The organism is Nonomuraea sp. NPDC050451 (genome assembly GCF_044458585.1).
Genome location: NZ_JBITHZ010000032.1, coordinates 77,948 through 102,543, shown reverse-complemented (window position 1 = coordinate 102,543; position 24,596 = coordinate 77,948). Strand labels below are relative to the sequence as shown.

Below are 24,596 nucleotides of genomic sequence, written 5' to 3'. Positions count from 1 at the left end.
TGCGATATCTGGTTCGAGGTACTCCTCAGAACCCGCTATGCTTGCTTACGCAGCGAGCGGCCGTAGCTCAATGGATAGAGCATCTGACTACGGATCAGAAGGTTACGGGTTCGACTCCTGTCGGCCGCGCACAGTAGAAAGGCCCGCCACCAGGGACAACCTGGAGCGGGCCTTCGTGTTTGTCGGGACGATCTCGGGATCTTGCTGCTGTTCGGTGTCTCTCCAGGCGGAGCGCCTGGCCCAGCATTCGCTCCGGGTCGCGAGAGCCGCGGTGCGGCACCGATCATGGACCGTCGGGTGGCGCCTCGGGAACAAGCGCTGAGCGGGCGGGGAGTGAGCATCTTCGGCACCTCGTCCGGTCCTACAGCATGGGCGAGTGATGCATGTCCGCGTGGATGGAGGATCTGGAGGTGTGGGGGGCCGCCCGGCGCCTGGGGGGTACCGGTGGCGGATGTGGATGACGCGATCCCGTGCACCTGGGCGGGTGCGGGGTTCGATTGCGACCGGGTTCTGCGGGATCTCTCGTACGGCGGGCGCTGCGGGTGGGTTGGGACCTGAACGGGCCGCGTGACCTGGAATACGCGGTCAACGGTGAGTACGTCACGGGCTTCAGCGTCACCGTCCCCGGAAAGCGCTGGGGTTGCAGTTCCAACTGGGAGAGCGATCCCGATTTGCCGCCGGGCTGGCTGGAGTACTGCGCGCGGGAGGAGGACATCCCCGAGGACTGGCAGGACTTCATCAGCCCTGTCTCACAGCGGATACAGCGCGACGCGAACGCGCCGGCCAGGCACGAGGCCCGGCCGGCGCGTCGCGAACAACGAGGCGCGGCCTTGATTGAGGTGCTGTGTGAAGAACCGTAGAGAGCTGCCGGTCTCCGCCTCACTCGCCCCCCGAAGTTCGACTTTCAGTCTGTCGCGGTGGCCGTGCGGACCGTTTTGCTCAGTGTCGCTGCGAGGGCGAGGAACGTGAGCCATCCGGCCAGGACGAAGGTCAGTGTCGGCGCCCCGAACAAGGCGATCAAGGCACCGCCGGCCATGGTCCCGATCGCGGCGGCTCCGCTGGTGAGGGTGTCGATCGCGCTGGTGACCCGGCCGCGGAGAGCATCGGGGGTGACGCTCAGCCGGTAGGTGTCCAGGGCGACGTTGTAGATCGGCGAGACCACCGACTCGGCGAACGCCACGATCAGAAGCAGCCACCACGTCGGTGCCAGCGCGTAGAAGGGGAAGGCCAGGGCCTCGGCCCACAACATGGTGATGGACAGCGCCCCGAGTGGAAATCGGCGGGTGAGCGCAGGCGCCAGTAGGCTCCCGAGAAGGGCGCCGATGGCGGCGCCGGTGAAGACGATGCCTACCTGCGTGGGGTTGGCGTGCAGGTGCTGGGCCAGCATGATGATCAGGAGGTAGCCGGCGCCGTAACGCAGGTTGTCTCCCGCATCGAGCAGGGCCAGCGTTCGAATCACAGGTTTGCGCCACAGCCAGGACAGGCCATGGCCGATGCCGGCCAGGAGGTCGCGCGGCGTTGCTGTGGCCGTGGTTCGTTCCTGCTGGAAGCCGGTGCGGATGGCGCGCAGGGCCGCGGCCGAGGCCAGGAACGAAACGGCGTTGAACGCGAACGGGACCATCCGGCCCAGGGCGTAGGCGAGGCCGGCCAGGGAGGCGCCGACGATCCGCAGGGTGCTGGACATCGCCCCGATCGCTGCGAGTGCGCTGGAGAGGTCGGTCCTGGTGACGATGTTCGGGAGCGCCGAGCTGTTCGCTGCCCCGAACAGGGTGCTGAGCACGCCGTTCAGGACCGCGATGGCGTACAACTGCGGCATGCCCAGCACCCCGAAGGCCGCGGCGATGGGGACGGTGGCGGTCAGGGTTCCGCGGCCGATCTCGCACCAGATCATCGTGGTCTTGCGGTCCCAGCGGTCGGCCAGGGCGCCAGCCACGAGTCCGAAGACGAGGTAGGCGATGGTCTGGAGGCCGAGCACGATGCCGGCCTGTGTTGAGGACCCGGTCAGGGCCACGATGAGGAGAGGCAGAGCGAGGGACTGAAGCTGGTCACCCAGCTGTGAGACCAGCCGCCCGCCGAGCAGCAGCCGGAAGTCGTGCTGCCGCCACAGGCTGCGAGGCGGCGTCGAGGTGAGGTCGTCCATGGTGAAGTCCTGTCGATGAATGCGCCGACACGGCGCGCCGTCACGGGCTCGACAGGCACGCGGGTACCACACGATGCGCAACATCGTGATTGACAGGGGAAGTGACCACCAGGAGCCGCCAGGAAAAGGGCAGACTCCACCCGCGTGCCGGAGCTGGACAGCTAGGACTTACGCGGTGAGGACATGGCCGCCACCGTATCGGGAGGCCGCGACGACCGCAAACACGCGCGCACTCTTCCGCAGCTCAACGAGCATGCGTAAGGCCATGGAACGCCTCAGAACCGCCGGCCATCACCGTCACCATGTCCAGACCGCCGCAGCAGCGCCTCGTCGACCTCGGGCAGCCAGGAGTGCGGCGGCCGGCGCAGCCAGCGCTCCACGCTTCGGATCTCCGTCACGGCCTGGACCAGCGCGTCCAGACCCGGATGCCGCAGGCCCTCGGGGAAGACGAGGTTCTCCAGGGTGAGCGGCACGGGATCGACCAGGGGCCGCACCACGGCGCCGGGGATCCCGCCGATCTTCGCCGTGGCCAGCACGGGCTCTCGGTGCCGTTGCAGGTAGAGGCCCATCTCGTGGGATCCGACCGGCGGCGCGTGTGGCGTGGCCAGGGTGAGCCCGAACTCCTCTGCCAGTCGCTCACCCAGGTCGGCCCACTCGGTGGTGGCGGGATTGCCTGCCATCGCGTCCAGCGGGAAGCCGGCCAGCACGCCGAGCGGCACCTCCTCCAGCGCGGCCAGCGGATGGTCCTCGGGCACCAGTACGGCGAGCGGATCCAGCCGCACGGGCACCTGGGCCAGCCCCTTGCGCATGTGAGCGGGCAGTCCGGCGAACCGGCCGAACGACACGTCGAGACGCCCCTCCCGCATGGCGGCGGCCCCCGAGGCCAGCCCGCCGTGGAAGCGGGCGAGTATCTCCACTCCGGGCGCCAGCTCCCTGGCCCTGACCAGCGGCTGCGGCGGCTCGTGCCCCTGCATGTTGACGTCGACGAGCAGCGGCCCCCGAGCGCCGGAGACCTCCGCGACCAGCTCGTCATGCAGCGCGAGCAGCCGCCTGGCCCCGGACAGCAGCCGCGCTCCCGCCGGAGTCAGCTCCACCCGCCGGGTGGACCTGATGAACAGCGCCTCTCCGAGCTGCTCCTCCAGCCGCCGCACGTCGCGGCTGAGCGCCTGCTGGGCCACGTACAGCCGGGTGGCGGCGCGGCCGAAGTGCAACTCCTCGGCAACGGTCACGAACACCCTGAGCAGCCGGGGATGCAGGTCCACGCGGCAACATTAACAACAGATCCGCGTTGATCCCGGCCTTTCCGGTGTTGGACCCCGCGTCGCGATCTCCATCAGGCTGAACCCATGATCCCCATGAAAGAGCTGCTCAGCAGCATGCCGCTATCGCCCACCCAGATCGGCGTCCTCCTGAGCCTGGTCCACCCGCCGGGGCTGACAGCTCAGAACGTCACAAGCGGGACGCCCACGGAGTGGACGAAGAAGAAGCCGAGGCACAGAAAGTGAACGACCAGACGATTCACGGCCGGGCATGGGCATCTGCGGCAGGCCACCGCTCACGTAGGCGATCGGGCCACCGGACGTGAATTGAGCGCCGCGTTCGGACTTCGAAGTCGAGCAGGTGGATGTGCGAGTTACCCAAAGGGGACAGATCCCGTTAGTCCGGGCGCGGGCCGACGAGGACCGCTCCAGGACGTGCCCGTCGGACCGGAGGTGAAATAGCACGCCGCCTTCGCCGGCCATCACGAACCCCTCGCGGCTTCGCCCCACCCCGTCGGCGAATGGCTGCCCGACATCCAACGTCCACAATGCCGATCCGTCTTCGGGGCGACGGCGATATAACCGCCCCGCCGCTCGCGGAACCACACCACGCCGCCGACGAACGCCGCAGCCGAGGCCACAAGAGTGGAGCTGCCGCTCCCACAGTGCCGTCCCGATCATCCACCCAGTGCACCAGGCAAGGGTTGGCTCCACCGACCGCATCGAGGGCCGAAATCCAGCCGATGCTCCGCACACTCCTCGACCTGGCCGCCGGCGCTGACCGGCTCCCGGCGGACCGCGTGTTCACGTCCCTGGTCAGCGACATTCTCGCGGCCGGGGACCGGTACGCCGCGCGGGAAGACCGGGCCCACGGGCGAGGCAGCGCGCGCGGATTGCCAGGAGTGGCCGGAGTCGTCGCCACAGTTCGGCACAATTACTGATGTGCGAGTCGAATTGCTCGGACCGTTCGAGGTCCGCAACCGTGATGGGGCCGTGGTGGAGGTTCCCGGAGTTCGGCTGCGCGCGCTGCTGGCCGCGCTCGCCCTCGAGCCCGGCCGGATCGTCACGCGTACGAGGCTGGTGGACTGGATCTGGGGGGAACAGCCGCCCGCGGACGAAGTGAACGCCTTGCAGGCGTTGGTGTCCAGGCTGCGCAGGGTGTTGCCGGACGGTGTGATCGAGGCGGATTCCGGCGGATACCGGCTGGCCGTGGCTCCTGATGCCGTGGACGTGTGCCGGTTCGAGCAACTGGTCGGTCAGGCCCGTGCCGCCGAGCCTGCGGCGCGGGCGGATCTGCTGCGCTCCGCCTTGGCGTTGTGGCGCGGTACGGCCATGGCGGACATCGCGCTGCAGGGCAGCGACGCGTTCGATGCCGTGGTCGCGCGTCTGAACGAACTCTACGTCGCCGCGCTCGGGGATCGGGTGGATGCGGACATCCGCCTCGGCCATGGCTCGGAGTTGCTCTCCGAGCTGACCGAGCTGGTTGCCACGTACCCGCTGCGGGAGGGGTTCGTGGCGGCCTTGATGCGGGCGCTCGCCGAGGCGGGGCGCGGGAACGAGGCGTTGACCCTGTACCAGCGGACGCGCGAGCGGCTCGCTGAGGAGTTGGGTGCCGATCCGTCGGCCGAGCTCTCCGCGCTGCACACCGCGTTGCTCCGTGGCGAGCTGGGCGAGCGGGCGGAGAACCGCAGGACGAACCTGCGGGCCGAGCTGACGAGTTTCGTCGGCAAGGACAATGACATCTCCGCGGTCGCCGTCTTGGCCATCGGGCACCGGCTGGTCACCTTGACGGGGGCGGGTGGCTCCGGCAAGACCAGGCTGGCCACGGAGACCGCGCGCACGATGCTCACCGAGCTGCCGGATGGGGCGTGGCTGGTCGAACTGGCCTCGGTGGGGGCAGGCGGTGAGCTGGCGCAGGCCGTCCTCACCGCGATCGGCCTGCGTGACCAGGCACTGCTCGGCGGTACGCGGGGCGGGGAACCGATGGATCGGCTCATCGCCGCGCTCCGGGAGCGCACGATGCTGCTGATCCTGGACAACTGCGAGCACGTGATCGAGGCGGCCGCGGCTTTCGCGGATCGGCTTCTGGGGGAGTGCCGGAGGCTGCGGATCCTGGCCACGAGCAGGGAACCGCTCGGTATCTTCGGGGAAGTGCTGTGGGGGGTCGAGCCACTCGCGCTGCCCGCGGAGGGAGCAGACCCCTCCGAGGTCGGGTCCTCGTCCGCGGTGCAGTTGCTGCGGGATCGCGCGGTTTTGGTGCGCAAGGACATCGGCTCCGACGCGCACACCTTGTCGACCATGGCGTGGATCTGCCGGGCGCTGGACGGGATGCCGCTGGCGATCGAACTGGCCGCGGCACGGCTGCGCACCATGTCCGTCGATCAGCTGGCACGCGGGCTCGATGACCGTTTTCGGCTGTTGACCGGCGGCAGCCGTACGGCGCTTCCCCGGCACAAGACGCTGCGCGCGGTCGTGGACTACAGCTGGGACCTGTTGACCGAGGCCGAACGTGGCGTGCTGCGGCGGCTCTCGGTGTTCTCCGGCGGGGCGAGCCTGGAAGCGGCCGAACGGGTGTGCGGGAGCGAGGCGTCCGCCGGGGAGCAGGTCTTCGACGTGCTCACCGCGTTGATTGACAAGTCGCTGCTGCTCGCCGACGGCGACGACACGCCGCGCTACCGGATGCTCAACACCATCAGGGAGTACGCGGCGCACCGGCTCGCCGAAGCCGGGGAAACCGAGTCGGCGCGCCGGGCGCACCTCGCGTACTTCACCGAGCTGGCCGAGACGGCCGATCAGAACCTGCGTCGGGCCGAGCAGCTGGAATGGTTGTCCAGGCTCGAGGCGGAGTACGACAACATCAGCGCGGCTCTGCGCGGGGCGATCGCCGAGGGATGGGCCGAGGAGGCGATGCGGCTGGTCGGGGCCGCGGGCTGGTACTACTTCAGCCGGCACAGGGCCGAGGGCACCGAGTTGAGCATCGCGGCAGCCTCGCTGCCCGGTGAGGTGTCCGATGAGGCGCGGGCGTTGGCGTCGTTCATCGTGGCGATCTTCTTGAGCTCCGGGGTCGGCGGCGATCAGTATCACGCGCGGGAGTGGATCGAGGAGGCGCACCGGTTGTCCCAGCGCAGTGGGTATCGTCACCCGCTGCTCGGGTTCGTCGCGCTGCTGGAGCGGATGCTGCAGGGCCCGATGGAGTTCCTGCCCGCGATCGAGCCGCTCATCGCCGACGACGATCCATGGGTACGCGCGCAGGCCAGGCTCACTCGTGGCCGATTCCGGCTCATGCTCGGCGGCGACGAGACCGACGTGGACATCGACGCCGAGAGCGCCCTTGCCGAGTTCCGCACGCTGGGTGACCGGTGGGGGATCTCGTTGGCGCTGACCTTCCTGGCCGATCGGCTCGCGATGCGCGGCGAGCTCGCACGCGCGTGTGAGCACTACGAAGAGGCGGCTGTGGCGCTGACCGAGATAGGCGCGACCGAGGACGTGATCGGCCTGCGGGCGCGGCAGTCTCGGCTGTACTGGCTGCTCGGCGATGAGCAGTCCAGCACGTCCGCCATGGCAGAAGCGCAGCGGTGCGCGGGCGGGATCGCGTGGCCGGACGCGCTGGCCGAGCTGGCGCTTTCGAGGGCGGAGCTGGCGCGCTGGCGCGGCGAGCCGGACCAGGTACACGAGCACCTGGCCACGGTGCGGGAGGTGCTGGGCGACGCGGAACGGGTCGGCTCCATCCGCGCCAAGACCTTGGACCTGTACGGCTACCTCACCGAGGATCTCGAGCAGGCCCGCGCGTATCGGACCGAAGCGTTCCACGTGGCCGTGGAGCACGCGTTTCCACCGGCGACCGCCGAGGTGTTGATCGGGATCGCGGATCTCGCGCTGCGCCAGGGGCAGTACGAGCAGGCCGTACGATTGCTCGCGGCAAGCGACGGCGTACGCGGCACGCCGGATCGTTCGCAGCCGGATGCTTCCAGGATCGCCGCGGAGACGCGGAATCGCCTCGGCGAAAGTGCCTTCACCGAGGCGACCCGCGACGGGCAGCGGCGGGATTGGCGGGAACTGGCCGAGATCACGCTCGCTTCGTGAACGACGCGCGCGCCCAAAAGTAGCCGATCAACATGGGACACCAGGCGATCGCCGTGATGGCCGAGCCCGTCGACGGCGCGCTGCCTTACGGGCCGAAAAGGCGTTGCGGGAGAAGGCGGAGACGCGGAACGCTTCCAGCGTGGATATGCACGCCAACCAGCTGACGGTGTCACCGGAGACGGTGCGCACGTTGGTGGACGAACAGTTCCCCGAGTGGCGGAGCCTGCCGGTCACGGGCATCGCGGCTCATGGGACGGTCAACGCCATCTTTCGCATCGGCGACCGCCTCGCAGCTCGGTTCCCTCTGCAGGCCGGGCACGTCGACTCGATTCGCGGCTGGCTGGAGTCCGAAGCGGAAGCTGCCCGCGAGCTGGCAGGTCGCACGCGGTTCCGCACGCCCGAGCCCGTCGCGCTCGGCGAGCCCGGCGCGGGATACCCGCTTCCGTGGTCGGTGCAGACCTGGCTGCCCGGCACCGTGGCCATGGACGAGGACCCGGGCGAATCGGTCGCGTTTGCCCACGACCTGGCCGATCTCATCAATGACCTGCGCGCGATCGACACGCGTGGCCGCACGTTTGCCGGCAACGGCCGGGGAGGCGACCTTCAATCCCATGACGCGTGGATGGAGACCTGTTTCGAGCACAGCGAACAGCTCCTCGACGTTCGCCGGCTTCGCCGGATGTGGGAAGACCTTCGAAGTCTGCCGCGCAAAGCCGCCGACGTGATGACCCACAGTGATCTCATTCCGGGCAACGTGCTCGTGTCCGCGGGTCGGCTGGCCGGGATTCTCGACGTCGGCGGCTTCGGGCCGGCCGACCCTGCGCTGGATCTCGTGAGTGCGTGGCACCTGCTTGAGGCTGGGCCGCGGCAGGCGCTCCGTACGGACCTCGGGTGCGACGACCTTGAGTGGGAGCGAGGCAAAGCGTGGGCCTTCCAACAGGCGATGGGCCTCGTCTGGTACTACCTCGAAACCAACCCGGCCATGAGCCGGATGGGCCGACGCACTCTGGACCGCATCCTGGCAGACCGATCGCCCGTCTGAGTTTGAATGTGGGCTGCTCTCGTCATACCTGCGGGGCTGTCGAATCGTGGGTGATCCGCGTGCCCACGTCCTCGCCCTGGCAGATCGCCTTCATGACGCCCGTGGCCGCCACGTTGAACACGTGCATGAGGAGCTTCTGCTCGTTGGCGAGCACGAAGGCGCTCTCATCCATGACCCTCACTCCGGCGTCCAGCGCTTCTCGGTAGGTGAGGTTGGTGTACCGCTTCGCGTCCGGGTTGACGTTGGGGTCGCTGTCGTACACGCCGTCGACACCGCGCTTGGCCACCAGCAGCGCCTCCGCATCGAGCTCCAGAGCCCGCTGGACCGCAGGATAGTCCGTCGTGACGTACGGCTGGCCGATGCCGCCGGCGAGCAGCACGATCAGCCCACGACGAAGGTGCCGGTCAGCGCGAAGCCGGATGAACGGCTCTGCCACGCTCTGCATGGGCACCGCGGTCATCACCCGCACGTCCGTCCTGGAGCGTGCGGTGAGCACTCCACGCAGCATCAGCGCGTTCATGACCGTGCCGAGCATGCCGATGTTGTCAGCCTCTGCGCGGCCGATGCCCCATCCCTCGGCCATCCTGCCCCGGAAGTAATTGCCACCGCCGATGACCACCGCGACCTGGACGCCGAGCTCGTGGACCGACAGGATCTCATCCGCCAACTGGGCGAGGCTGGCGGGATCCGTACCCCAACCGGCGTCTCCCGCGAGCGCCTCGCCGCTCAGTTTGACTACGACACGCGAATAACGGGGCACATCCGTTCCCTTCACGGCCGCGCGGTCGGCGACCCGGTCAAGGATACGAGGCGCGCACCTCTCCGTAGGAGGACGGTGAGCACCAGGCTCGACGGCCGGGCGCATGCGCGTCGAGGAATGGGCGGAGGGCCGCGGCCTCGGTGAAGCTGCTCCCCGGTGAAATGAAACGAAATTTAGGAGTGCCTCTTTCATACCTGGCCACGCGCCCGTTTCTGAGGGGTGACCGAAAAGGTCAGAAAATTCCACTGATACGCAACGGCCCGGCCGACGAATATCGCATTGCGCGTTTCAGGGAGACATGAACGACGGCGACGTCACGGGGAGAATTCGACATGGGGAACCTCTTCGGCATGCTCAAACGCCGGGCCGACGACAATGCGAGGAGGGTGGTGGACGCCTGCGTCGGCGAGATCGCCAGTTTCCAGGCGATCGAGTCCAGATCGCGGGCGTCGATGATGGAGTTCGCGGTCGTCGTACGGCACCGGACGGCCGAGCTGGCCGCGGCCGGCGAGCCGCTGCTGGAAAGCGACCTGGCCTTCATCGAGTCGGTCGGTGAGCAGCGCGGCGCGCAGGGCGTGGCACCGGGCTGCCAGCGCGGCGCGCTCGCGCTGCACGCCGCCTTCACGCTGCGGGAGATCTCCGAGGCGGCCGGACCCGGCGATCTGACCGACATGATGCATATGATCGACTGGCTGGCCGGGCAGGGCACGACGGCGCAGGCGGTCTACACCCGCGGCTACCTCCGAGGGTACGAGCGATTTCTGCCGACGGCCTCGCGCGTCCACCTGCTGGCCACGATGGTGCTGCACGACGACCCGATGGCCGGCGAGCTGGCCGGCAGCCTCGGGGTGCCGGTGACCGAGCACTATCTGGTCACGGTGGTACGGGTGGCCACGGAGCCGTCGAAGAAGTGCCGGGAGGAGGTCGTGGGCACCCTGTTGCAGCGGCACCGCATGCCGTTCGGGTGGCAGGAACCGGACGAGTTCGTGGCGCTGGTGCCGTATCACGGGACGCGCCCGGAGCACCGGGAGGCGGCCGAGGGGTCCGGGCTGGCGCTGGCGCGGGCGGTCGCCGAGGTCGTGGGGCGGCCGTGCTCGGTCGGCACCGCCCACGGGCGCCGCCGCGCGCTGGTCCAGGCGGCCGCGCTGGCGCGGAAGGTCAGCCGGGTGGCGCCGATCGAGCGGGTGCCGCGCCGGCCGTACGGGGTGGCCGACGTGTTCGCGGAGCTGGGCGCGGTGGAGACGCCGCAGGTGGACCAGTGGTTGCGGGAGACGGCGCGGCGGCTCGGCGACGGACCCGACCTGGTGCCCACGCTGGACGCCTACTACCGCAATGACATGAACCGGCTGCGTACGGCAGAGTCCCTGCACATCCATCCGCGCACGCTCGACTATCGGCTGCGGCGGGTGCGGGAGCTGGTGGGGATCGAGCCGGGCTCCACGCACGGCGTCCGGGTGCTGAGCACCACCGTCACCCGGCTGCTGGCGGGCGCCTGGAACGAGCACGGCTTTGTCGTGGAAACGGATGCCATTCCCCCATGGGGGGACCTACCTTGAACAACAAGGTATGGCGCGTCCGTTGGTGGGTGCGTGTCCTGTCCGTCGTGGTGCTCGCGTTCCCGGTGGTTGAATTCCTCGCGCCGACCAGTGGCCGGCGCTGACGGGCATTGTCCTCGTATTGCTCGTGGTGATGTGGGCCGCATTCTATGCGCGTGTCGAGTCGTGGGGGACATATATCTTTTCCCTTCAGGCGATCGCCGATATAGGGCCAAGAAGGTTGCCGCCTACGCCATCCAGTGCACGCTTGCGTTCATCGGGGAAGAACCCCGCCGGGTCGGCGTGGCGCGGACCGTGGAGGCCGCACGTGACGCGGTCCGGAAGGACGAACCGTTCTAAGTGCGTCGCCAGGCGAGAAGGCCCTCCGGGGCGTCGGTCTGGGTGAAGCCCGCACCCACGAGCTCCCCTTGGAGGGTTTCCCACGTGGGGCGGTAGGCGTGGCCCACGATCTCTTCTTCGCTGATCACCTTGTCGTCCTGGGTGATGCGGTAGAGGTAGCGGCCCTTGAATGCCTCTTCGTTCGACTCGAGGATCTCGGACAAGACCGTGTAGGTGTGGCGGCCCACCTGGCGCGAGTGCAGCTCCTGTAGCGGGCGCGGCGCCGGGGGGCCTCTGCGTCGCAGGGGAGGACGGTGACTCGCTCGAGGAGGTCCGGGCGTGTGCTCAGGCGGGAGAGGAGCACCCCTCGCATGCCGGCTGACGGTTCCAGGGTGAAGATCTCGGCCGGGGTCCAGTCGGCCAGCGAAGTGGTGATCAGGCCGGTGCCGGCGCCGATCTCGAGGATGCTCCGCTCTACCCCTGCCAGGACCGGGGGCAGCGTCTTGCGGATGCGCGGCACGTGGCTGTCTTCGGCGAGAAGGTCGTAGAAGGGGACGGAGAGGAAGTCGGTCATGGGCGGCCACGCTAGTGGAGCTGACGGGGTGCCGTAGGGGGCCGGACATCTGGGCCGGGAGCCGCTCCAGCGGGCCGATTGTGGCGGGTGCGGGGAGTCCCGCCTGATCCCGATTGCTGCGCCCGGCAGGCGTCAGGGCATGCCGGGCGCGCGCGAATCGCGGCGGATCAGGCCACCAGGTGCTGCTCGGCCAGTTCGGTGAGCGTCACGGTGCACAGGCCGCCGCGTTCCGCCTTGACGTCGGTCACCTTGAGCTGGGTGCCCGGGGCGAGGATGAACTCCTCCTCGCCGGTGAACGCGGAGAAGCTGCGGATGCCCACGGCCCGGGCGGGGTGCACCTCGAAGAGGGTGCGCTTGCCGCGGCGGCCGAGGAACGCCTGGGCCACGCCGAGTTCCGACGTGCACGAGGACACGCCCCACCACGTCACGGTCCGGCCGAGCGGGTACTGCGCCCGCAGGTCCAGCGACACCCCGCGCCACAGCGGTTCCTTGCGGACCGGGAGGCGCGACACGGCCGAGAACAGGAGTCGCAGGTACGGGAGGTACGGAACGATGCGGGTCCGGTCGGGATTGCGCAGGGTGGCGTTGATCTGGCGGTAGAACGCCGACTCGCAGGTGTAGAGGTAGAGGGCCGCGATCTCGTCGGCGGACAGGCCGTCGGTCGCGCCCGCCGACTGCTTCTCGCCGAACCGGTACGACTGCTCCGTGTGCCAGTCGAGCCCCGACAGCAGCTTGGCCACCGGGGAGACGGCCTCGCGGAAGTCCATGAGCGGGGTGTCGAACACGCCGGTGATCGCCGGAAGCTCCAGGCCCTCGTCCTTGACGCTGGCGAGCCGTTCCAGGTAGAGCTTGTGCAGCTCCATCGTGGAGGCGATGAACGCCCCCATGCGGTCGGCGGTGTCGGCGTCCGCCCCGCCGCCCTGAGCCGCGAGCTTGTTCCACCCCTTGCTGGGCAGCCAGTCGATCTCGTCGGCGCCGAGCGCCGCGAGTGCCGCGTTCACGTCGGCGAAGTGGTTGCCGTCGCAGAAGATGTCGCCCTGTGCCGCGGGGTTGGCGTGGTCGATGTGCCGGACCTCCACCTCGGGGTACTTCTTCTGGAGCCGGAGTACGACCTCCTTCAGGCTGCGCGCGTGAGCCCCCCACCACGCGAACACCACGCCCCGATCCGCCTCGTCGGCGTTCTGCTTGGCCCTGAGGATCTCCTCGACGAGCTTCTCGACGACCGGTCGCCAGAACGCGGTGTGCTGGTCGGTGCCCATGGCCCCGTCGCCGCTGGCGGTGAGTGCCGCGTTCAGCAGCAGCACGCCCTGCGTGAGCATCGCCTGGAACCACTCGGGCGGCTGAACGGTGTCGTGCTGCTTCAGGAGCGCGCGGATGTTGGCGATCGGCGTCTTCTTGGGGATCCCGTGCTTCCACATCGCCGCCGCCTTGATGATGCAGCGGATGGTGATGACCTTGCCGAACTGGCTGTCGGCCCAGTCGTGGAAGGTGTTGTCGAACATCGCGATGCCGGTGGCGCTCTCGGCCCGCGGGTACGGGTTCTGGCCGAAGACGACGACCTTCCACTTGTGCGGCGGGTTGGGCTTGAGCGCCTGGAAGGTCAGTTCGCGGACGGGTACGACCTGGGGGCTGCGGCTCGGACCGATGAAGGTGGCGGCGGCCGGTTGCGCCTCGATGATCGGCTTCAGGAGCGGTAGCCATGGCTCGCCGCCGCCCTTGAAGAGTTCGGCGAGGGCCAGCGGATCATTCGACTCGTTCGGGCCAGGCGAGGTGGGGCCGTCTTCGGGCGGGGTGGGGGTGGTGGCGTCGCGCGTCACATGGGCTCCCGGGGAGGCGAAGCGTGCCGGTGGCGGCACGGGGACTGAGGTGGGGGAATTGTGCCGCGTGAAGATCCCGGATGTGATGCGTTCGCATACGCGGAGATCATTCCCACATCCCAGGCAAGATCCGTTTTGTCGTTGCGGAGCTGTATGTTCGTGTCCGCTGAAAACGTCCCTCCCCCTCGCCTGGAGTGAGCCATGACCGTCAAGCCCGTGAAGCCGCCGCTCAAGGTGGTCCTGGTGGACGTCAACGCGAAGGTGGTGCAGGAGTGGCTGGCCGCGTTCGCCGACACCCCTGAGGTCGAGATCCACAAGGGCTCGGTCCTGTCGGAGCAGGTCGACGCCTGGGTCAGCCCGACCAACTCCCGCGGGCGGATGGACGGCGGGGTCGACGCCGTCATCAAGCGGCACCTCGGAGCCGGGATCCAGCTGCGCGTCCAGCGGGCGATCCGCGACCAGTTCGACGGGGCGCTGCCGGTGGGCAGTGCCGTGTGCGTGCCGTCCGGGGCGACCAACCCGAAATTCCTGATCTCGACACCGACGATGGAGCAGTCGGCGCAGGATGTGAGCGAGACGCTGAACGTGGCCCTGGCGTGCGCCGCCGCGTTCCAGGCCATCCACATGCAGAACGAGAAGGAGCCGGACAGCATCAAGTCGGTCGCGCTGGTCGGCATGGGCGCGGCGACGGGCCAGGTGCCGCCGCGGGTGTGCGCCAACCTGATGTGGACCGGCTACACGCTGTTCAACGACTACTACTTCCGCGACTACGACGACCTGCGCAAGACGATCCGTGAGCAGCTCGACGACATCGACAGCCGCCCTGAGGAGCGGGTCCGGATCAAGCCGCCCTCCGACGGGCCCCGCGGCTGACGCCGCGGCGCGGTCACTCCCACACCGCGGACTCCGGGTCGACGCCGTGCGCCTTCGCGTTCGCGAAGATCACGTCGCGCAGCCAGGCGGTCAGGCCCGGTGCGATCGCCTCGAAGTGCTTGGCGAACCGGGGATCGTCGGCATACATCCGTCCCATGCACGCCTGCATCGAGTGCGTGCAGTCGAAGTACGTCGAGATCAGCGCGCGGTGACGCTCGGCGAGGGCGTTGGCGTCGTCGGAGCCGGGCACGACGCCGGCGCGCATCGCGGCGACGAGGTCGGCGTTGAGAGCCTCGGTCGTGGCCATGACGCCCTTCCAGTCCTCCGGAGTCATCCTGGCGGCCCGCTCGGCGTACTGTGCCCACTGCGCGCTGTCACCCCAGCGGTCCTCGGCCTCCTCGACCCAGGCGGGCTGCCAGTCGTCGCCGAAGATCTCGACCTGCTGCTCCGGGGTCAACCGCATCCCGGCCTTCGACGCCTCCAGCATGCGATCGACCGCGCTGACCATCTTCTGCAGCCGCGAGATGCGCTCCACGAGCTCTGACCGCTGCCGGCGCAGGTGGTCGCGCGCGTCGGTGTCCGGGTCGTCGAGGACCCGGCCGATCTCGGCGAGCGGGAACCCCAGCTCCCGGTAGACGAGGACCCTGTGGATCCGGGCGACGTCGTCGTCCGAGTAAACCCGGTATCCGGCCCAGGTGCGCCCGCTCGGACGTACGAGGCCGATCGTGTCCCAGTGGTGCAGCGTCTTCACGCTGACCCCGACGAGCGCGGCCGCCCGGCCAACGGTGAGGATGGCCATCAGCTCAGTATCGCTCACGCCGCCCGGGCCTCGATGCGCCGGCGCGTGCCGGATCAGGGCCGGCGCCGCGCCGCAGGCAGGAGTGCCGGGCTGACCCAGCCGTTGTCGGCGGGGTTGATGGTCACCCCGGGCGCCCGGCAGCTGGGACTCGAGGTGTTCCATGGTCCGGGGGCCGATGATCGCCGAAGTGATGGCGGGGTGGCGCGCCGCCGCCGGTGCGTCCCAGACGTCGGTACTCCATGAATGGCTCCTTTCCGGTCGTCGACACTCACTGTGCCGTCGCCGGACCCCGCGTGGCAGGACCCCTCAGCCCGGGTTGACCTGCAGGTAGGTGAGGACCGCCAGCACCCGGCGGTTGTGGTCGTCGCACGGCGGGAGGCCCAGCTTGGCGAAGATGTTGTTCGTGTGCTTGCCGATCGCCTTGTCCGTGACCTGGAAACGGGCGGCGATCGCGAGGTTGGACAGGCCCTCCGCCATCAGCGCCAGCACCTCCCGCTCGCGCGGCGTGAGCTCGGCCAGCGGCTCGTCGCGGCTGCGGCGGGTCAGCAGCTGCGAGACCACCTCGGGGTCCATGACGGTGCCGCCCGCGGCGACCTGGCGTACCGCGTCCACGAACCGGTCGACGTCGCCGACCCGGTCCTTGAGCAGGTAGCCCACGCCGCCGGACCGGTCGGAGAGCAGCTCGCGGGCGTACAGCTGCTCCACGTACTGGGAGAGGATCAGCACCGGCAGCCCCGGCACCAGGCGGCGGGCCTCCAGCGCGGTGCGCAGCCCCTCGTCGGAGTAGCCGGGCGGCAGCCGTACGTCGACCACGGCCACGTCCGGGCGGCCGCGGGTGAGCGCGTCCAGCAGCATCGAGCCGTTGTCGACCGCCGCGGCCACCTCGAAGCCGCTCGCCGTCAGCAGGCGGATCAGGCCGTCGCGGAGGAGGGCGAGGTCTTCGGCTATGACAACGCGCACGGGAGCTCCATGGTGAGTTCGGTCGGGCCGCCGGACGGGCTCCGCAGGACGAGCCGGCCGTCGAAGGCGGACAGGCGCCTGTCGATGCCGCGCAGGCCGGTGCCGGCAGCCCGGTCGGCCCCGCCGCACCCGTCGTCGCGTACCGCCACCCGGAGCAGGCCGCCCGCGTGGGACACCCGCAGCCACGCGCGGGACGCGCCGCTGTGCTTGGCCACGTTGGTCAGCGCCTCGGCGGTGGCGAAGTAGACCGCGGACTCGACCGGCGCCTCCAGGCGGCCGGGCAGGTCGATCTCGACCTCGACCGGCACCGGGCACAGCAGCGCGGCGGCCTCGACCGCGCCGGCCAGACCGCGGTCGGCCAGCACCGGAGGATGGACGCCGCGCACCAGGTCCCGCAGGTCGGTCAGGGCCTGGCCGGCGACCTCCCTGGCCTCGTCGATCATCATCCGGACCTGGGCCGGATCGCGGAGGTCGCGGGCCAGCCCCAGGTTCATCCGGATCGCGATCAGCTTGGCCTGCGCGCCGTCGTGCAGGTCACGTTCGATCCGGCGCAACTCGGCCGCCTGCGCGTCGACCACCACGGCCCGCGACTCGGTCAGCTGCCTGATCCGCGCGGCCGCGGTCGCCTCCGGGAGGAGCAGCAGCGCCGAAAGCCGCGCCTGTCCGGTCCTGAGCAGGGGCAGCGCCACCAGGATGATCGCCGCGATGGCCGTGGCGGAGACGCTGAGGGAGAACGTGTTCAGAGGGGTGGCCTCGACCACGTTCACCCGGAAGAAGATGTAGTCGAAGGCGGCCACCAGCCCCCACATGACGAGCGCGGGGACCGGCCACGTGACGGCGTGCACGGCCAGCCAGCCCAGCTCCCGCCACCGGGGTCCATCCTCGTGCGGAGCGGGCCGCGGATCCGGGTCGAGCACGCGTCCCGCCCAGGCCCGCTGCACCCCGGCCAGGGAACGGACGAGCGCGAGCACGCGGACCAGCAGCGGCACGCCGAGCCCGGCCACCGGGACCAGCACGGCGCTCACCAGCAGCATGGCGATCAGCACCAGCGCGGCCACACCCGTGGCGGCGTTCAGCAGCAGCCCGCCACCGGCGGCGAACGCTCGGCGGATCCCGGTCACGTGTGCAGTCTGCCCGACGCGCGGCGCGCAGGCGGTAGGTCCAGACCTACCTCCATGGTGGGCGCACCCCCATCGAGATCCGCCTGCCGGGCCGGAAGGCTGGCGGCCGTCAGCCGGACGATTGGGGGGAGACCATGATCGAAGTGAGCGGACTGACCATGAGATACGGCGCCAAGGTCGCCGTCGACGACCTGACTTTTACCGTGAAACCGGGGCTGGTGACCGGTTTCCTCGGCCCGAACGGCGCCGGCAAGTCCACCACCATGCGCGCTGTCCTCGGCCTGGAGGTCCCCACCTCCGGCAAGGCGCTGGTGAACGGCCACGCGTACGCGTCGCTGCCCCGGCCCATGCGCTCGATGGGGGCGCTGCTCGACGCCGGGGCGGTCCACGGGGGCCGCAGCGCGTACGCGCACCTCGCCTGCCTGGCCCGCAGCAACGGCATCGGCCCCGCTCGGGTGACCGCCGTCCTCGATCAGGTCGGCCTGAACGGCGTCGCCGGCAAGCGGATCAGCGGCTTCTCGCTCGGCATGCGGCAGCGCCTGGGGATCGGCGCGGCGCTCCTCGGGGACCCGGGGGTGCTGATGCTCGACGAGCCGCTGAACGGGCTGGACCCGGAGGGCATCCGCTGGCTCCGCGACCTGCTGCGCTCCCTGGCGGCCGAGGGCCGTACCGTGCTGCTGTCGAGCCACCTGATGAACGAGATGGCGCTCACCGCCGACCACGTCGTCGTGATCGGGCGGGGCCGGCTGATCGCCGACACCGCCATGGACGCCCTGGCCGGGCACTTCCAGCGCGACGTGCTGGTGCGTACCCCTCACCCGGAACGGCTCGCCGGCGTCCTGCGCGCGCAAGGGGCGGCGGTGACCCCCGAGGACGACGGCGCCCTGTCGGTGCGGGACCTGGACGCGGCCCGGATCGGCGTCCTCGCGCTCTCCGCGGGGATCGCGCTCGCGGAGCTGTCCCCGCGTGCCGCGTCCCTGGAAGAGGCGTTCGTACGGCTCACCGAGGACAGCGCCGAGTACAAGGCGGGCGCCCGATGATCGACGTGATCGCTTCGGAGTGGCAGAAACTCCGCTCGCTCCGCTCGAACCTCTACCTGCTGGCCTGCTCGGTGGCGGCCGTCCTGGCCTGCGCCGGGGTGGCGTTCATGATCGGGCGCGGGTTCGACAACCAGTCGCTCCAGGAGCGGATGGCCTTCACCAGTAATGGGGACGGCCTGGGCAACGGGATCGCGGTCGCCTACTTCGTGTTCGCCGCGCTGGGCGCCCTCGCGATCACCTCGGAGTACAGCACCGGGATGATCCAGACGAGCCTGGTGGCCGTGCCGCGCCGGCAGGTGCTGCTGCTGGCCAAGGTCCCGGGGCTGGCCGCGGTCGCGCTGGTGGCGGGCCAGATCCTGGCGTTCGGCATGCACGCGGCGGCCATGGCGGTGCTCGGCGACCGGGCCGGGCAGTTGCTCCGCGACGGGCAGACGCTGGGCACGGCGCTGTCGGAGCCGGGCGTGCTCGCCTCGGTGGTGCTCGCCGGGCTGTCGATGGCGGCGGTCGCCCTGATCGGGCTCGGCGTCGGGGCCGCGATCCGCTCCACCCCCGGCGCCCTGGTCGCGCTGATCGTGATCATCGTGGTGCTGCCGGTGGTGGCGAAGACGCTGCCCAGGCCGCTGCGCGCCCAGGCCGGCTCGTTCATGATCGAGAACCTGCCGCTCCAGATCGCGGGGGTCGGCGGCGGGATCCTGCCGCCTGCCGCGGCGGCAGGACTGCTGGTCGCGTACGTGGTCGCAGCGCTGACGGCGGGCGCGGTGACGATCGCGCTCAAGGGACGCCGGATCAAGGCGCTGGCGGTGGGAACGGCCGCCGCCGTCCTGGTGTCGGCGGTGCCCGCCGCCGCGGCCGGTTCGCCGGGCTCCGGCCCGTCGTCGCTGGACTGGGCGGCCTGTACGGACGGCGCCAAGGACATGCGGTGCGCCTCGATCGAGGTGCCGGTGGACTGGGCCAGGCCGGCCGGGCGGAAGATCCGGCTGACCGTCGGCCTGCTGCCCGCGACCGGCGCCGAACGCCGGATCGGCACGGTGTTCGCGGTCCCCGGCGGGCCGGGCGCCTCGGGCGTGGCGGACCTGGGCACGCATGCGGGCAGCTTCGCCGAGCTGCGGGATCGTTTCGACGTGGTCAGCGTCGAGCCCCGCAACACCATCGACAAGGGTGTGCTGCCGTACGACTGCCTCGTCTCGGGCCCGTGGATCACCTTGCCCGACACCCGCGCCGAGTACGCCGAGCTGGGCAGGCGCAACCGGGCGGCGGCTGAGCGGTGCCGCGCCGCCGATCCCGAGTTCTTCGACCACCTCGACTCGGCCTCCGTGGCGCGGGACATGGAGGCGATCCGCGTCGCGCTGGGAGAGGAGAAGCTGAGCTTCATCGCCACCTCCTACGGCGGCATGCCCGCGATCGCCTACTCCCGGCTGTTCCCCGGCCGGGTGCGCGCGATGGTGTTCGACGGCACGCTCAACCCGTATGCGGACCGCGTGCAGGGCAGGCTCCCCCATGAGGAGTCCTTCACCCGCTTCGCGGCCTGGTGCGCGGCGACCACCACCTGCGCGCTGCACGGTCAGGACGTCGGCGAGGTCTGGCGGGCGCTGGTGGCGCGGGCCGACCGCTCCCCTGTGCCGGTCAGGGGAGAGCGGGCAACCTACAGCGGGTTCGACATCAAGGAGGCCGCCGCTCCCAGCGTCATCTCACCGGGTCCGGAGCCCGAGTTCCCCCGGTGGAAGGAACTCGCCGAAGCGATCAAGCGGGCCGCCGCCGGTGACGCCTCCGGGTTCGCCGACTATGTCAGGCAGAGCACGAAAAGCCTGAAGGTCCCCTCGTTCACCGGGATGAACATGACCCACTGCCCCGACGGCCTGGGATTCCGCGACTACGAGGAGTATCGGGAGAAGCGCCGCGAGGGTGAGCGCCTGCTGCCGAACCTCGCCGGGATCGAGCTGTGGCACCCGCTCGCCTGCGTCGGCTGGCCGTCCCCGGTCACCAACCCCCCCGCGCCGCTGCCCGCCAAGGGGCTGCCGCCCTACCTGGGCGTCGGCTCCTGGACGGACTTCGACGGGGCCGCGGACATCGTACGGCGCGTGCCCGGCTCGGCGGCGATCCAATACCAGTGGTACGGCCACGGGCTCTACAACAGCGGCGTCCCGTGCGTCATCGGCCACGTCAACCGCTACCTGACCAGCCTGCGCCTGCCCGCGCAGGGGACCGTCTGCCGCCCTCCGGCGTGAGCCTCAGAGCAGGCCCAGCTCGCCGAGGGGTTTGCGCCAGTAGTCCTCGTCGAGGGACCTGCTCTGGAGGAGGGCCTCGGTGTCGTCATGGGTGCGGCCGAGGTCGGCGGTGACGTGCAGGATCCGGTTGAAGGTCCTGAACGCCTCGTCGTCACCCGGCTGCATCCGGCAGCGGTGGATGCGCTCGTACCAGTACTTCTGCTCCGCCTCGATCCGCGGCAGGAGCTCGGCGCGGGTGAGAGTGCGTGCTTCCTCGATGGTCAGCCTCTCGAAGCCTGGCATGGCCTCATTGTGCCCAGGCTTCGGCTCTCGGCTGACAATCCCGCGAAAGATTAACGGTCTGCATTAGTCTTGCCACCGTGAGTAACAGAGTGCTCCGGCGGATCGGGCGGCGCGGCGCCTCCCTGGCGTTCGTCGGCCTGTTATCTCTGGCCATCGCCGCCTCGCTGGCCTTCGCGCCGGCGAGCCAGCGTGCCACCCCCTCCTACGCCGTGCTGGCCTCCATCGCGCCGCTGGACGTCTGGGCCGTGCTCTGGTTCGCCACCGGCCTGCTGTGCCTGGTGCAGATGTTCCTGCGCTCCGACCGGATGGCCTTCGCCGCCGCCACCGCGCTGGTCCTCCTGTACGGCCTGGTGTTCCTGGTCTCGACGTTCACCGGAGACAATCCGCGCGGCTGGGTCGGGGGTGCGGTGTGGCTGGCGTTCGGCGGCTGGATCACGCTGATCGCGACCTGGCCCGAGGCCGTCACGCTCGACCGGCTCCCGGGCTCCGGCTCGGCGGTGATCGTCGCCAACGCCGCCGGGATCATCCAGTCGTGGAATCCGCAGGCCGCCACCATGTTCGGCTGGAGCACCGACGAGGCGGTCGGGCGGCCGTTGACGATGCTCATGCCATCGCGCTTCCGCGACAAGCACGACATGGGGCTGACCAAGGTGCGCGTCAACGGACACTCCGAGCTGGCCGGTCGGATCATTCCGCTGGTCGGCCTGCGTCGCGACGGCACGGAGTTCGCCATCGCGCTGACCGTCAACGCCTGGCACAGCGACGACGGGATCACGTACACCGGCGTGATACGCCCAGTGGAAGGAGGCCACGCTGACTGACATCCTCATCCAGGTCGCCCTCGGGATCGTCCCGCTCGGCGTGGCATACCTGGCCTTCCGCTCCGCCACCGACGCCAACAAGAAGACCCAGCAGACCGCCATCCTCCAGGCCGAGCGCCAAGCCGAGTTAGAACGCTCCAAGGTGGACGCCGAGGCCTTCCTCAGGGCGAAGACGATCTACGAGGACGCGCTCAGCCAGATGGAGAAGCAGCTGACCAGGGTGCAGAATCAAGCCTCCCAGCTCGGCACCGACCTGGTCAGCGAGCAGAGCACGGCCACGGCGATGCGCGACCAGATCGGCCAGCTCCAGGCCCAGATCCGGGCGCTCGAACGCACCGTCGTCGCCCTGCGCGCCCAGCTCATCGCCGCGGGGATGGCTCCCGTGCCCCCGTCCGAGGCCACCGGCCCCTACTTGCGCAGGCGCCTGCTCGGCGAAGGATAGAAGACCTCACCTCAGGGCCGAATGATCGGGCTCCCCCCGCCCCTCCTGGCCGATCAGAGCCCGTGTGCCTCGGCCAGCAGCTCGGCCGAGCGCAGCCAGATCTTCCTGTCGGTGGCCGAGAAGGCCACGATCAGCTCATCGGCGTCGGCGAGCTTGGCGAACCGGTCGACATACTCCTTGACCTCCGCCGCGTCCCCGACCGCCGAATACTTGGCCATCTGCACGATCTGCTGCCCGGCCGGCGACTCGAGGATCATGTCCGCCTCCTCGGTCGTGAACGTGCGCCCCCGCCCCAGGAATCTGCTCACCCTCAGCCGCTTCGAGGCCAGGAACTGCTCCTGCGCCTCCTCCGACGTGTCCGCCGCGATCACGTTGAGCGCGGCGATGACATGGGGCCGGTCGAGCTGCGCCGACGGCTGGAAGTCGCGCCGGTAGAGCGCCACGGCCTCCTCCAGGGCGGCCGGGGCGAAGTGCGAGGCGAACGCGTACGGGAGCCCCAGCGCGGCGGCGAGCTGGGCGCCGAACAGCGAGGAGCCGAGGATGTAGAGGGGGACGTTCGTGCCCTTGCCCGGCGTGGCCTCCACGCCCGGGATCCGGGACTCGTCCGAGAGGTAGCCCTGCAGCTCCAGGACGTCCTGCGGGAACGCGTCGGCTACCGACGGGTTACGGCGCAGGGCGCGCAGGGTCTGCTGGTCGCTGCCGGGCGCCCGGCCGAGGCCCAGGTCGATGCGCCCCGGATGCAGGGTCTCGAGGGTGCCGAACTGTTCGGCGATGGTGAGCGGGGCGTGGTTCGGGAGCATGACGCCGCCCGCCCCGAGGCGGATCGTCCGGGTGTGGGCGGCGACGTGGGCGATGAGCACGCTGGTCGCCGATGAGGCGATGCTGGCCATGTTGTGGTGCTCGGCGTACCAGATCCGCCGGTAGCCCAGTTCCTCGGCCCGCTGGGCCAGGGCCACGCTGGCGGCGAAGCTTTCCGCCGCCGTCTCGCCCTCTCCGATGATCGCCAGATCGAGGATGGACAGCGGCAGAGCCATGAGTACGCGCCTTTCGCAGAGCGGTTCGACCTGGCTGTGGACAACAGCCGCGAAGGCGCCGTTATTTCACCGATGGGCCCCTGGGCGGGCGCAGGGGCCCATCGAGTCTCATGAGGCCGAACAGGTCACCGGTGACGGGACGCCGTTCTGGCCGCTCCAGTTGGCGACGAAGCCGAACGTGGTGCTCGCCCCGGCTCCGAGGGCGCCGTTCCAGTTGAGGTTGGTCACGGTGACGGTGCCGCTGCCCGAGAGGTTGCCGTTCCAGAGCTGCGTGATCGTCTGCCCGTTCGGGAACGTCCAGCCGACCCTCCAGCCGGCGATGGCGGACGAGCCCGTGTTCTTCACGGTGACCTCACCCTGGAAGCTGCCCTGCCACTGGCTGGTCACCTTGTACGTCGCCGTGCAGCCCGCCGGGCCGGTGGTCGGGGTGACGGTCGGCGTCACGGTCGGGGTGACGGTCGGGCCGACGGTGGGCGGCGGGGCGGCGATGGCCAGGTCGTAGGCCCGCTGCGGCACGAACTGTCCCGCGCTCGCGATGCACCCGTCCGCCTCGCCGGGCGGCTTGACCCAGAGGTAGGCGTCGACGGCCGAGTCGCCCGTGTTCGTGGTGCTCCAGGTGCCGGTGGCGCGGCCCGCCGGGTCGCACCACTCGCTGCCCTGCGGCCCGTTGCCGTTGCGGCTGGTGTCGATGACCGCCTTCAGCCTGGACACGCCGGTCGCCGCGATGACGCTCTTGGCGTACGACACCAGGCCGGAGCTGTAGCGGTAGTTGGAGGTGTTGACGGCGAGGCCGTCGGCGCTGTTGGCCACGTCCGCGCCGTTCAGCCTGGACGCGGCCTCCGAGGCGGACAGCCAGGCGTCGTGCCCGATGTCAAAATAGACCTTGACCTGCGACGACGTCCCCTTGAGCTTCTTCCCGGCGTACGCCATGGAGGCCTTGACCTCGGCCTGCTGCGAGGCGTTCATGCAGTTCGACATGATCGCCAGCGCGTCCGGCTCCAGCACGACCGTGGCGGGCCGGCCGCCGAGACCGGCCGCGATCTGGTCGATCCAGGCCCGGTACGACGCATGGTCCGGCGCGCCGCCCGCGCTCGCGCCGCCGCAGTCGCGGTTCGGCATGTCGTACACGACCATGATCGGGATCTTGCCCGCCGACGCGGCGGCGCCGACGTACGCGTCGACCTGGCTGCGCACGGTGGCAGGGTTGTACGTGGCGAACCACCGGCCCTGGGGGACGGCGGCGATCCGGTCCCTGATCACCGGGGTGCGGCTGTCGTTGGGGTTCGCGGCGACCCATTTGGCCGCGTTCGTCTGCGGATCCACGTAGAAAGCGGAGTCGGCGGCCTCGGCGGTGGATGAGGACAGGACGATCGCCCCCGCCGCGGCCATCGCGGCCGCCGAGAGGAGCACCGCCAGGACGGGCCTTCTGCGAGACATGAATTTCACTCCG

General features: G+C 70.1%; 22 protein-coding genes and 1 tRNA gene. 12 read left to right on the top strand and 11 right to left on the bottom strand.

What is annotated here, in order from left to right:
• Positions 1–56: 56 nt before the first annotated feature.
• Together ACIBI9_RS51920 and ACIBI9_RS51915 are read left to right on the top strand one after the other, a co-directional pair.
• Positions 57–129: transfer RNA gene (locus ACIBI9_RS51920), tRNA-Arg, on the top strand.
• Positions 130–542: 413 nt separating this feature from the next.
• Complete coding sequence (locus ACIBI9_RS51915) at positions 543–860, top strand: hypothetical protein (protein WP_397234709.1); 318 nt, start codon at positions 543–545, stop codon at positions 858–860.
• A gap of 44 nt (positions 861–904) precedes the next feature.
• Here ACIBI9_RS51915 and ACIBI9_RS51910 read toward each other — a convergent pair whose 3' ends face one another.
• The gene (locus ACIBI9_RS51910; RefSeq protein WP_397234707.1) at positions 905–2,140 is read right to left on the bottom strand and encodes an MFS transporter; all 1,236 of its coding nucleotides are present in this window, start codon (positions 2,138–2,140) and stop codon (positions 905–907) included.
• Between the two features lie 275 nt (positions 2,141–2,415).
• The gene (locus ACIBI9_RS51905) at positions 2,416–3,402 is read right to left on the bottom strand and encodes a LysR family transcriptional regulator (protein ID WP_397234705.1); all 987 of its coding nucleotides are present in this window, start codon (positions 3,400–3,402) and stop codon (positions 2,416–2,418) included.
• 84 nt (positions 3,403–3,486) lie between these two features.
• On the opposite strand from ACIBI9_RS51905, the gene ACIBI9_RS51900 reads away from it, so the two are divergent.
• The 4 genes from ACIBI9_RS51900 (at position 3,487) to ACIBI9_RS51885 (ending at position 8,524) form a co-directional block, all read left to right on the top strand.
• Positions 3,487–3,645, top strand: coding sequence for a hypothetical protein (locus ACIBI9_RS51900; protein WP_397234703.1), 159 nt, complete (start codon positions 3,487–3,489; stop codon positions 3,643–3,645).
• A gap of 497 nt (positions 3,646–4,142) precedes the next feature.
• Positions 4,143–4,340: a hypothetical protein gene (locus ACIBI9_RS51895; protein WP_397234701.1), complete on the top strand. Its 198-nt coding sequence runs from the start codon at positions 4,143–4,145 to the stop codon at positions 4,338–4,340.
• A gap of 1 nt (position 4,341) precedes the next feature.
• Entirely contained in the window at positions 4,342–7,482 is a 3,141-nt protein-coding gene (locus tag ACIBI9_RS51890) for a BTAD domain-containing putative transcriptional regulator (protein ID WP_397234699.1), read from the top strand.
• A 145-nt stretch (positions 7,483–7,627) separates the two neighbouring features.
• Entirely contained in the window at positions 7,628–8,524 is an 897-nt protein-coding gene (locus ACIBI9_RS51885) for an aminoglycoside phosphotransferase family protein (protein ID WP_397234764.1), read from the top strand.
• A gap of 22 nt (positions 8,525–8,546) precedes the next feature.
• Here the strand turns inward: ACIBI9_RS51885 and pyrH are convergent, their stop codons facing one another.
• Positions 8,547–9,284 carry a UMP kinase gene (pyrH, locus tag ACIBI9_RS51880; RefSeq protein WP_397234697.1) on the bottom strand — a complete coding sequence of 246 codons (738 nt, stop codon included), beginning with the start codon at positions 9,282–9,284 and terminating at the stop codon, positions 8,547–8,549.
• 332 nt (positions 9,285–9,616) lie between these two features.
• On the opposite strand from pyrH, the gene ACIBI9_RS51875 reads away from it, so the two are divergent.
• A complete protein-coding gene (locus ACIBI9_RS51875; protein ID WP_397234695.1) occupies positions 9,617–10,840 on the top strand; it encodes a PucR family transcriptional regulator in 1,224 nt (407 codons plus the stop codon).
• Between the two features lie 335 nt (positions 10,841–11,175).
• Here the strand turns inward: ACIBI9_RS51875 and ACIBI9_RS51870 are convergent, their stop codons facing one another.
• Positions 11,176–11,382: a hypothetical protein gene (locus ACIBI9_RS51870; RefSeq protein ID WP_397234693.1), complete on the bottom strand. Its 207-nt coding sequence runs from the start codon at positions 11,380–11,382 to the stop codon at positions 11,176–11,178.
• A 517-nt stretch (positions 11,383–11,899) separates the two neighbouring features.
• The gene (locus ACIBI9_RS51865) at positions 11,900–13,549 is read right to left on the bottom strand and encodes an ADP-ribosyltransferase domain-containing protein (RefSeq protein WP_397234691.1); all 1,650 of its coding nucleotides are present in this window, start codon (positions 13,547–13,549) and stop codon (positions 11,900–11,902) included.
• A gap of 201 nt (positions 13,550–13,750) precedes the next feature.
• Here ACIBI9_RS51865 and ACIBI9_RS51860 point away from each other — a divergent pair, with 201 nt between their 5' ends.
• A complete protein-coding gene (locus ACIBI9_RS51860) occupies positions 13,751–14,422 on the top strand; it encodes a macro domain-containing protein (protein WP_397234689.1) in 672 nt (223 codons plus the stop codon).
• A gap of 13 nt (positions 14,423–14,435) precedes the next feature.
• On the opposite strand, the gene ACIBI9_RS51855 is transcribed toward ACIBI9_RS51860, so the two are convergent.
• From ACIBI9_RS51855 to ACIBI9_RS51845, 3 genes are all read right to left on the bottom strand, one after another.
• Positions 14,436–15,221 (bottom strand): MerR family transcriptional regulator, encoded by a 786-nt coding sequence (locus ACIBI9_RS51855; protein ID WP_397234687.1) that lies wholly within the window; start codon positions 15,219–15,221, stop codon positions 14,436–14,438.
• A gap of 306 nt (positions 15,222–15,527) precedes the next feature.
• Entirely contained in the window at positions 15,528–16,181 is a 654-nt protein-coding gene (locus tag ACIBI9_RS51850; RefSeq protein ID WP_397234685.1) for a response regulator, read from the bottom strand.
• The gene (locus ACIBI9_RS51845) at positions 16,166–17,302 is read right to left on the bottom strand and encodes a histidine kinase (RefSeq protein WP_397234683.1); all 1,137 of its coding nucleotides are present in this window, start codon (positions 17,300–17,302) and stop codon (positions 16,166–16,168) included. Before ACIBI9_RS51845 ends, ACIBI9_RS51850 begins: the two co-directional genes overlap by 16 nt.
• 134 nt (positions 17,303–17,436) lie before the next feature.
• Between ACIBI9_RS51845 and ACIBI9_RS51840 the strand changes: the two genes are divergently transcribed.
• Complete coding sequence (locus ACIBI9_RS51840; RefSeq protein ID WP_397234681.1) at positions 17,437–18,342, top strand: ABC transporter ATP-binding protein; 906 nt, start codon at positions 17,437–17,439, stop codon at positions 18,340–18,342.
• Positions 18,339–20,567: an alpha/beta fold hydrolase gene (locus tag ACIBI9_RS51835; protein ID WP_397234679.1), complete on the top strand. Its 2,229-nt coding sequence runs from the start codon at positions 18,339–18,341 to the stop codon at positions 20,565–20,567. Before ACIBI9_RS51840 ends, ACIBI9_RS51835 begins: the two co-directional genes overlap by 4 nt.
• A gap of 3 nt (positions 20,568–20,570) precedes the next feature.
• On the opposite strand, the gene ACIBI9_RS51830 is transcribed toward ACIBI9_RS51835, so the two are convergent.
• Positions 20,571–20,849, bottom strand: coding sequence for a hypothetical protein (locus ACIBI9_RS51830; protein WP_397234677.1), 279 nt, complete (start codon positions 20,847–20,849; stop codon positions 20,571–20,573).
• Positions 20,850–20,926: 77 nt separating this feature from the next.
• On the opposite strand from ACIBI9_RS51830, the gene ACIBI9_RS51825 reads away from it, so the two are divergent.
• Positions 20,927–21,670: a PAS domain-containing protein gene (locus ACIBI9_RS51825; RefSeq protein WP_397234675.1), complete on the top strand. Its 744-nt coding sequence runs from the start codon at positions 20,927–20,929 to the stop codon at positions 21,668–21,670.
• 40 nt (positions 21,671–21,710) lie between these two features.
• Positions 21,711–22,112 carry a hypothetical protein gene (locus tag ACIBI9_RS51820; RefSeq protein ID WP_397234673.1) on the top strand — a complete coding sequence of 134 codons (402 nt, stop codon included), beginning with the start codon at positions 21,711–21,713 and terminating at the stop codon, positions 22,110–22,112.
• 53 nt (positions 22,113–22,165) lie between these two features.
• On the opposite strand, the gene ACIBI9_RS51815 is transcribed toward ACIBI9_RS51820, so the two are convergent.
• Complete coding sequence (locus tag ACIBI9_RS51815) at positions 22,166–23,146, bottom strand: LLM class flavin-dependent oxidoreductase (RefSeq protein WP_397234671.1); 981 nt, start codon at positions 23,144–23,146, stop codon at positions 22,166–22,168.
• A 108-nt stretch (positions 23,147–23,254) separates the two neighbouring features.
• Positions 23,255–24,583, bottom strand: coding sequence for a glycoside hydrolase family 6 protein (locus tag ACIBI9_RS51810; protein ID WP_397234668.1), 1,329 nt, complete (start codon positions 24,581–24,583; stop codon positions 23,255–23,257).
• Positions 24,584–24,596 lie beyond the last annotated feature (13 nt).

Excerpts from the sequence above, each read along its gene's own strand:
- ACIBI9_RS51895 (WP_397234701.1), top strand. The coding sequence starts at position 4,143 with ATGCTCCGCACACTCCTCGACCTGGCCGCCGGCGCTGACCGGCTCCCG.
- ACIBI9_RS51860 (WP_397234689.1), top strand. The coding sequence starts at position 13,751 with ATGACCGTCAAGCCCGTGAAGCCGCCGCTCAAGGTGGTCCTGGTGGAC.
- ACIBI9_RS51875 (WP_397234695.1), top strand. The coding sequence starts at position 9,617 with ATGGGGAACCTCTTCGGCATGCTCAAACGCCGGGCCGACGACAATGCG.
- ACIBI9_RS51840 (WP_397234681.1), top strand. The coding sequence starts at position 17,437 with ATGATCGAAGTGAGCGGACTGACCATGAGATACGGCGCCAAGGTCGCC.
- ACIBI9_RS51815 (WP_397234671.1), bottom strand. The coding sequence starts at position 23,146 with ATGGCTCTGCCGCTGTCCATCCTCGATCTGGCGATCATCGGAGAGGGC.
- ACIBI9_RS51810 (WP_397234668.1), bottom strand. The coding sequence starts at position 24,583 with ATGTCTCGCAGAAGGCCCGTCCTGGCGGTGCTCCTCTCGGCGGCCGCG.
- ACIBI9_RS51900 (WP_397234703.1), top strand. The coding sequence starts at position 3,487 with ATGATCCCCATGAAAGAGCTGCTCAGCAGCATGCCGCTATCGCCCACC.
- ACIBI9_RS51910 (WP_397234707.1), bottom strand. The coding sequence starts at position 2,140 with ATGGACGACCTCACCTCGACGCCGCCTCGCAGCCTGTGGCGGCAGCAC.
- ACIBI9_RS51855 (WP_397234687.1), bottom strand. The coding sequence starts at position 15,221 with ATGGCCATCCTCACCGTTGGCCGGGCGGCCGCGCTCGTCGGGGTCAGC.
- ACIBI9_RS51835 (WP_397234679.1), top strand. The coding sequence starts at position 18,339 with ATGATCGACGTGATCGCTTCGGAGTGGCAGAAACTCCGCTCGCTCCGC.
- ACIBI9_RS51885 (WP_397234764.1), top strand. The coding sequence starts at position 7,628 with ATGCACGCCAACCAGCTGACGGTGTCACCGGAGACGGTGCGCACGTTG.
- ACIBI9_RS51830 (WP_397234677.1), bottom strand. The coding sequence starts at position 20,849 with ATGCCAGGCTTCGAGAGGCTGACCATCGAGGAAGCACGCACTCTCACC.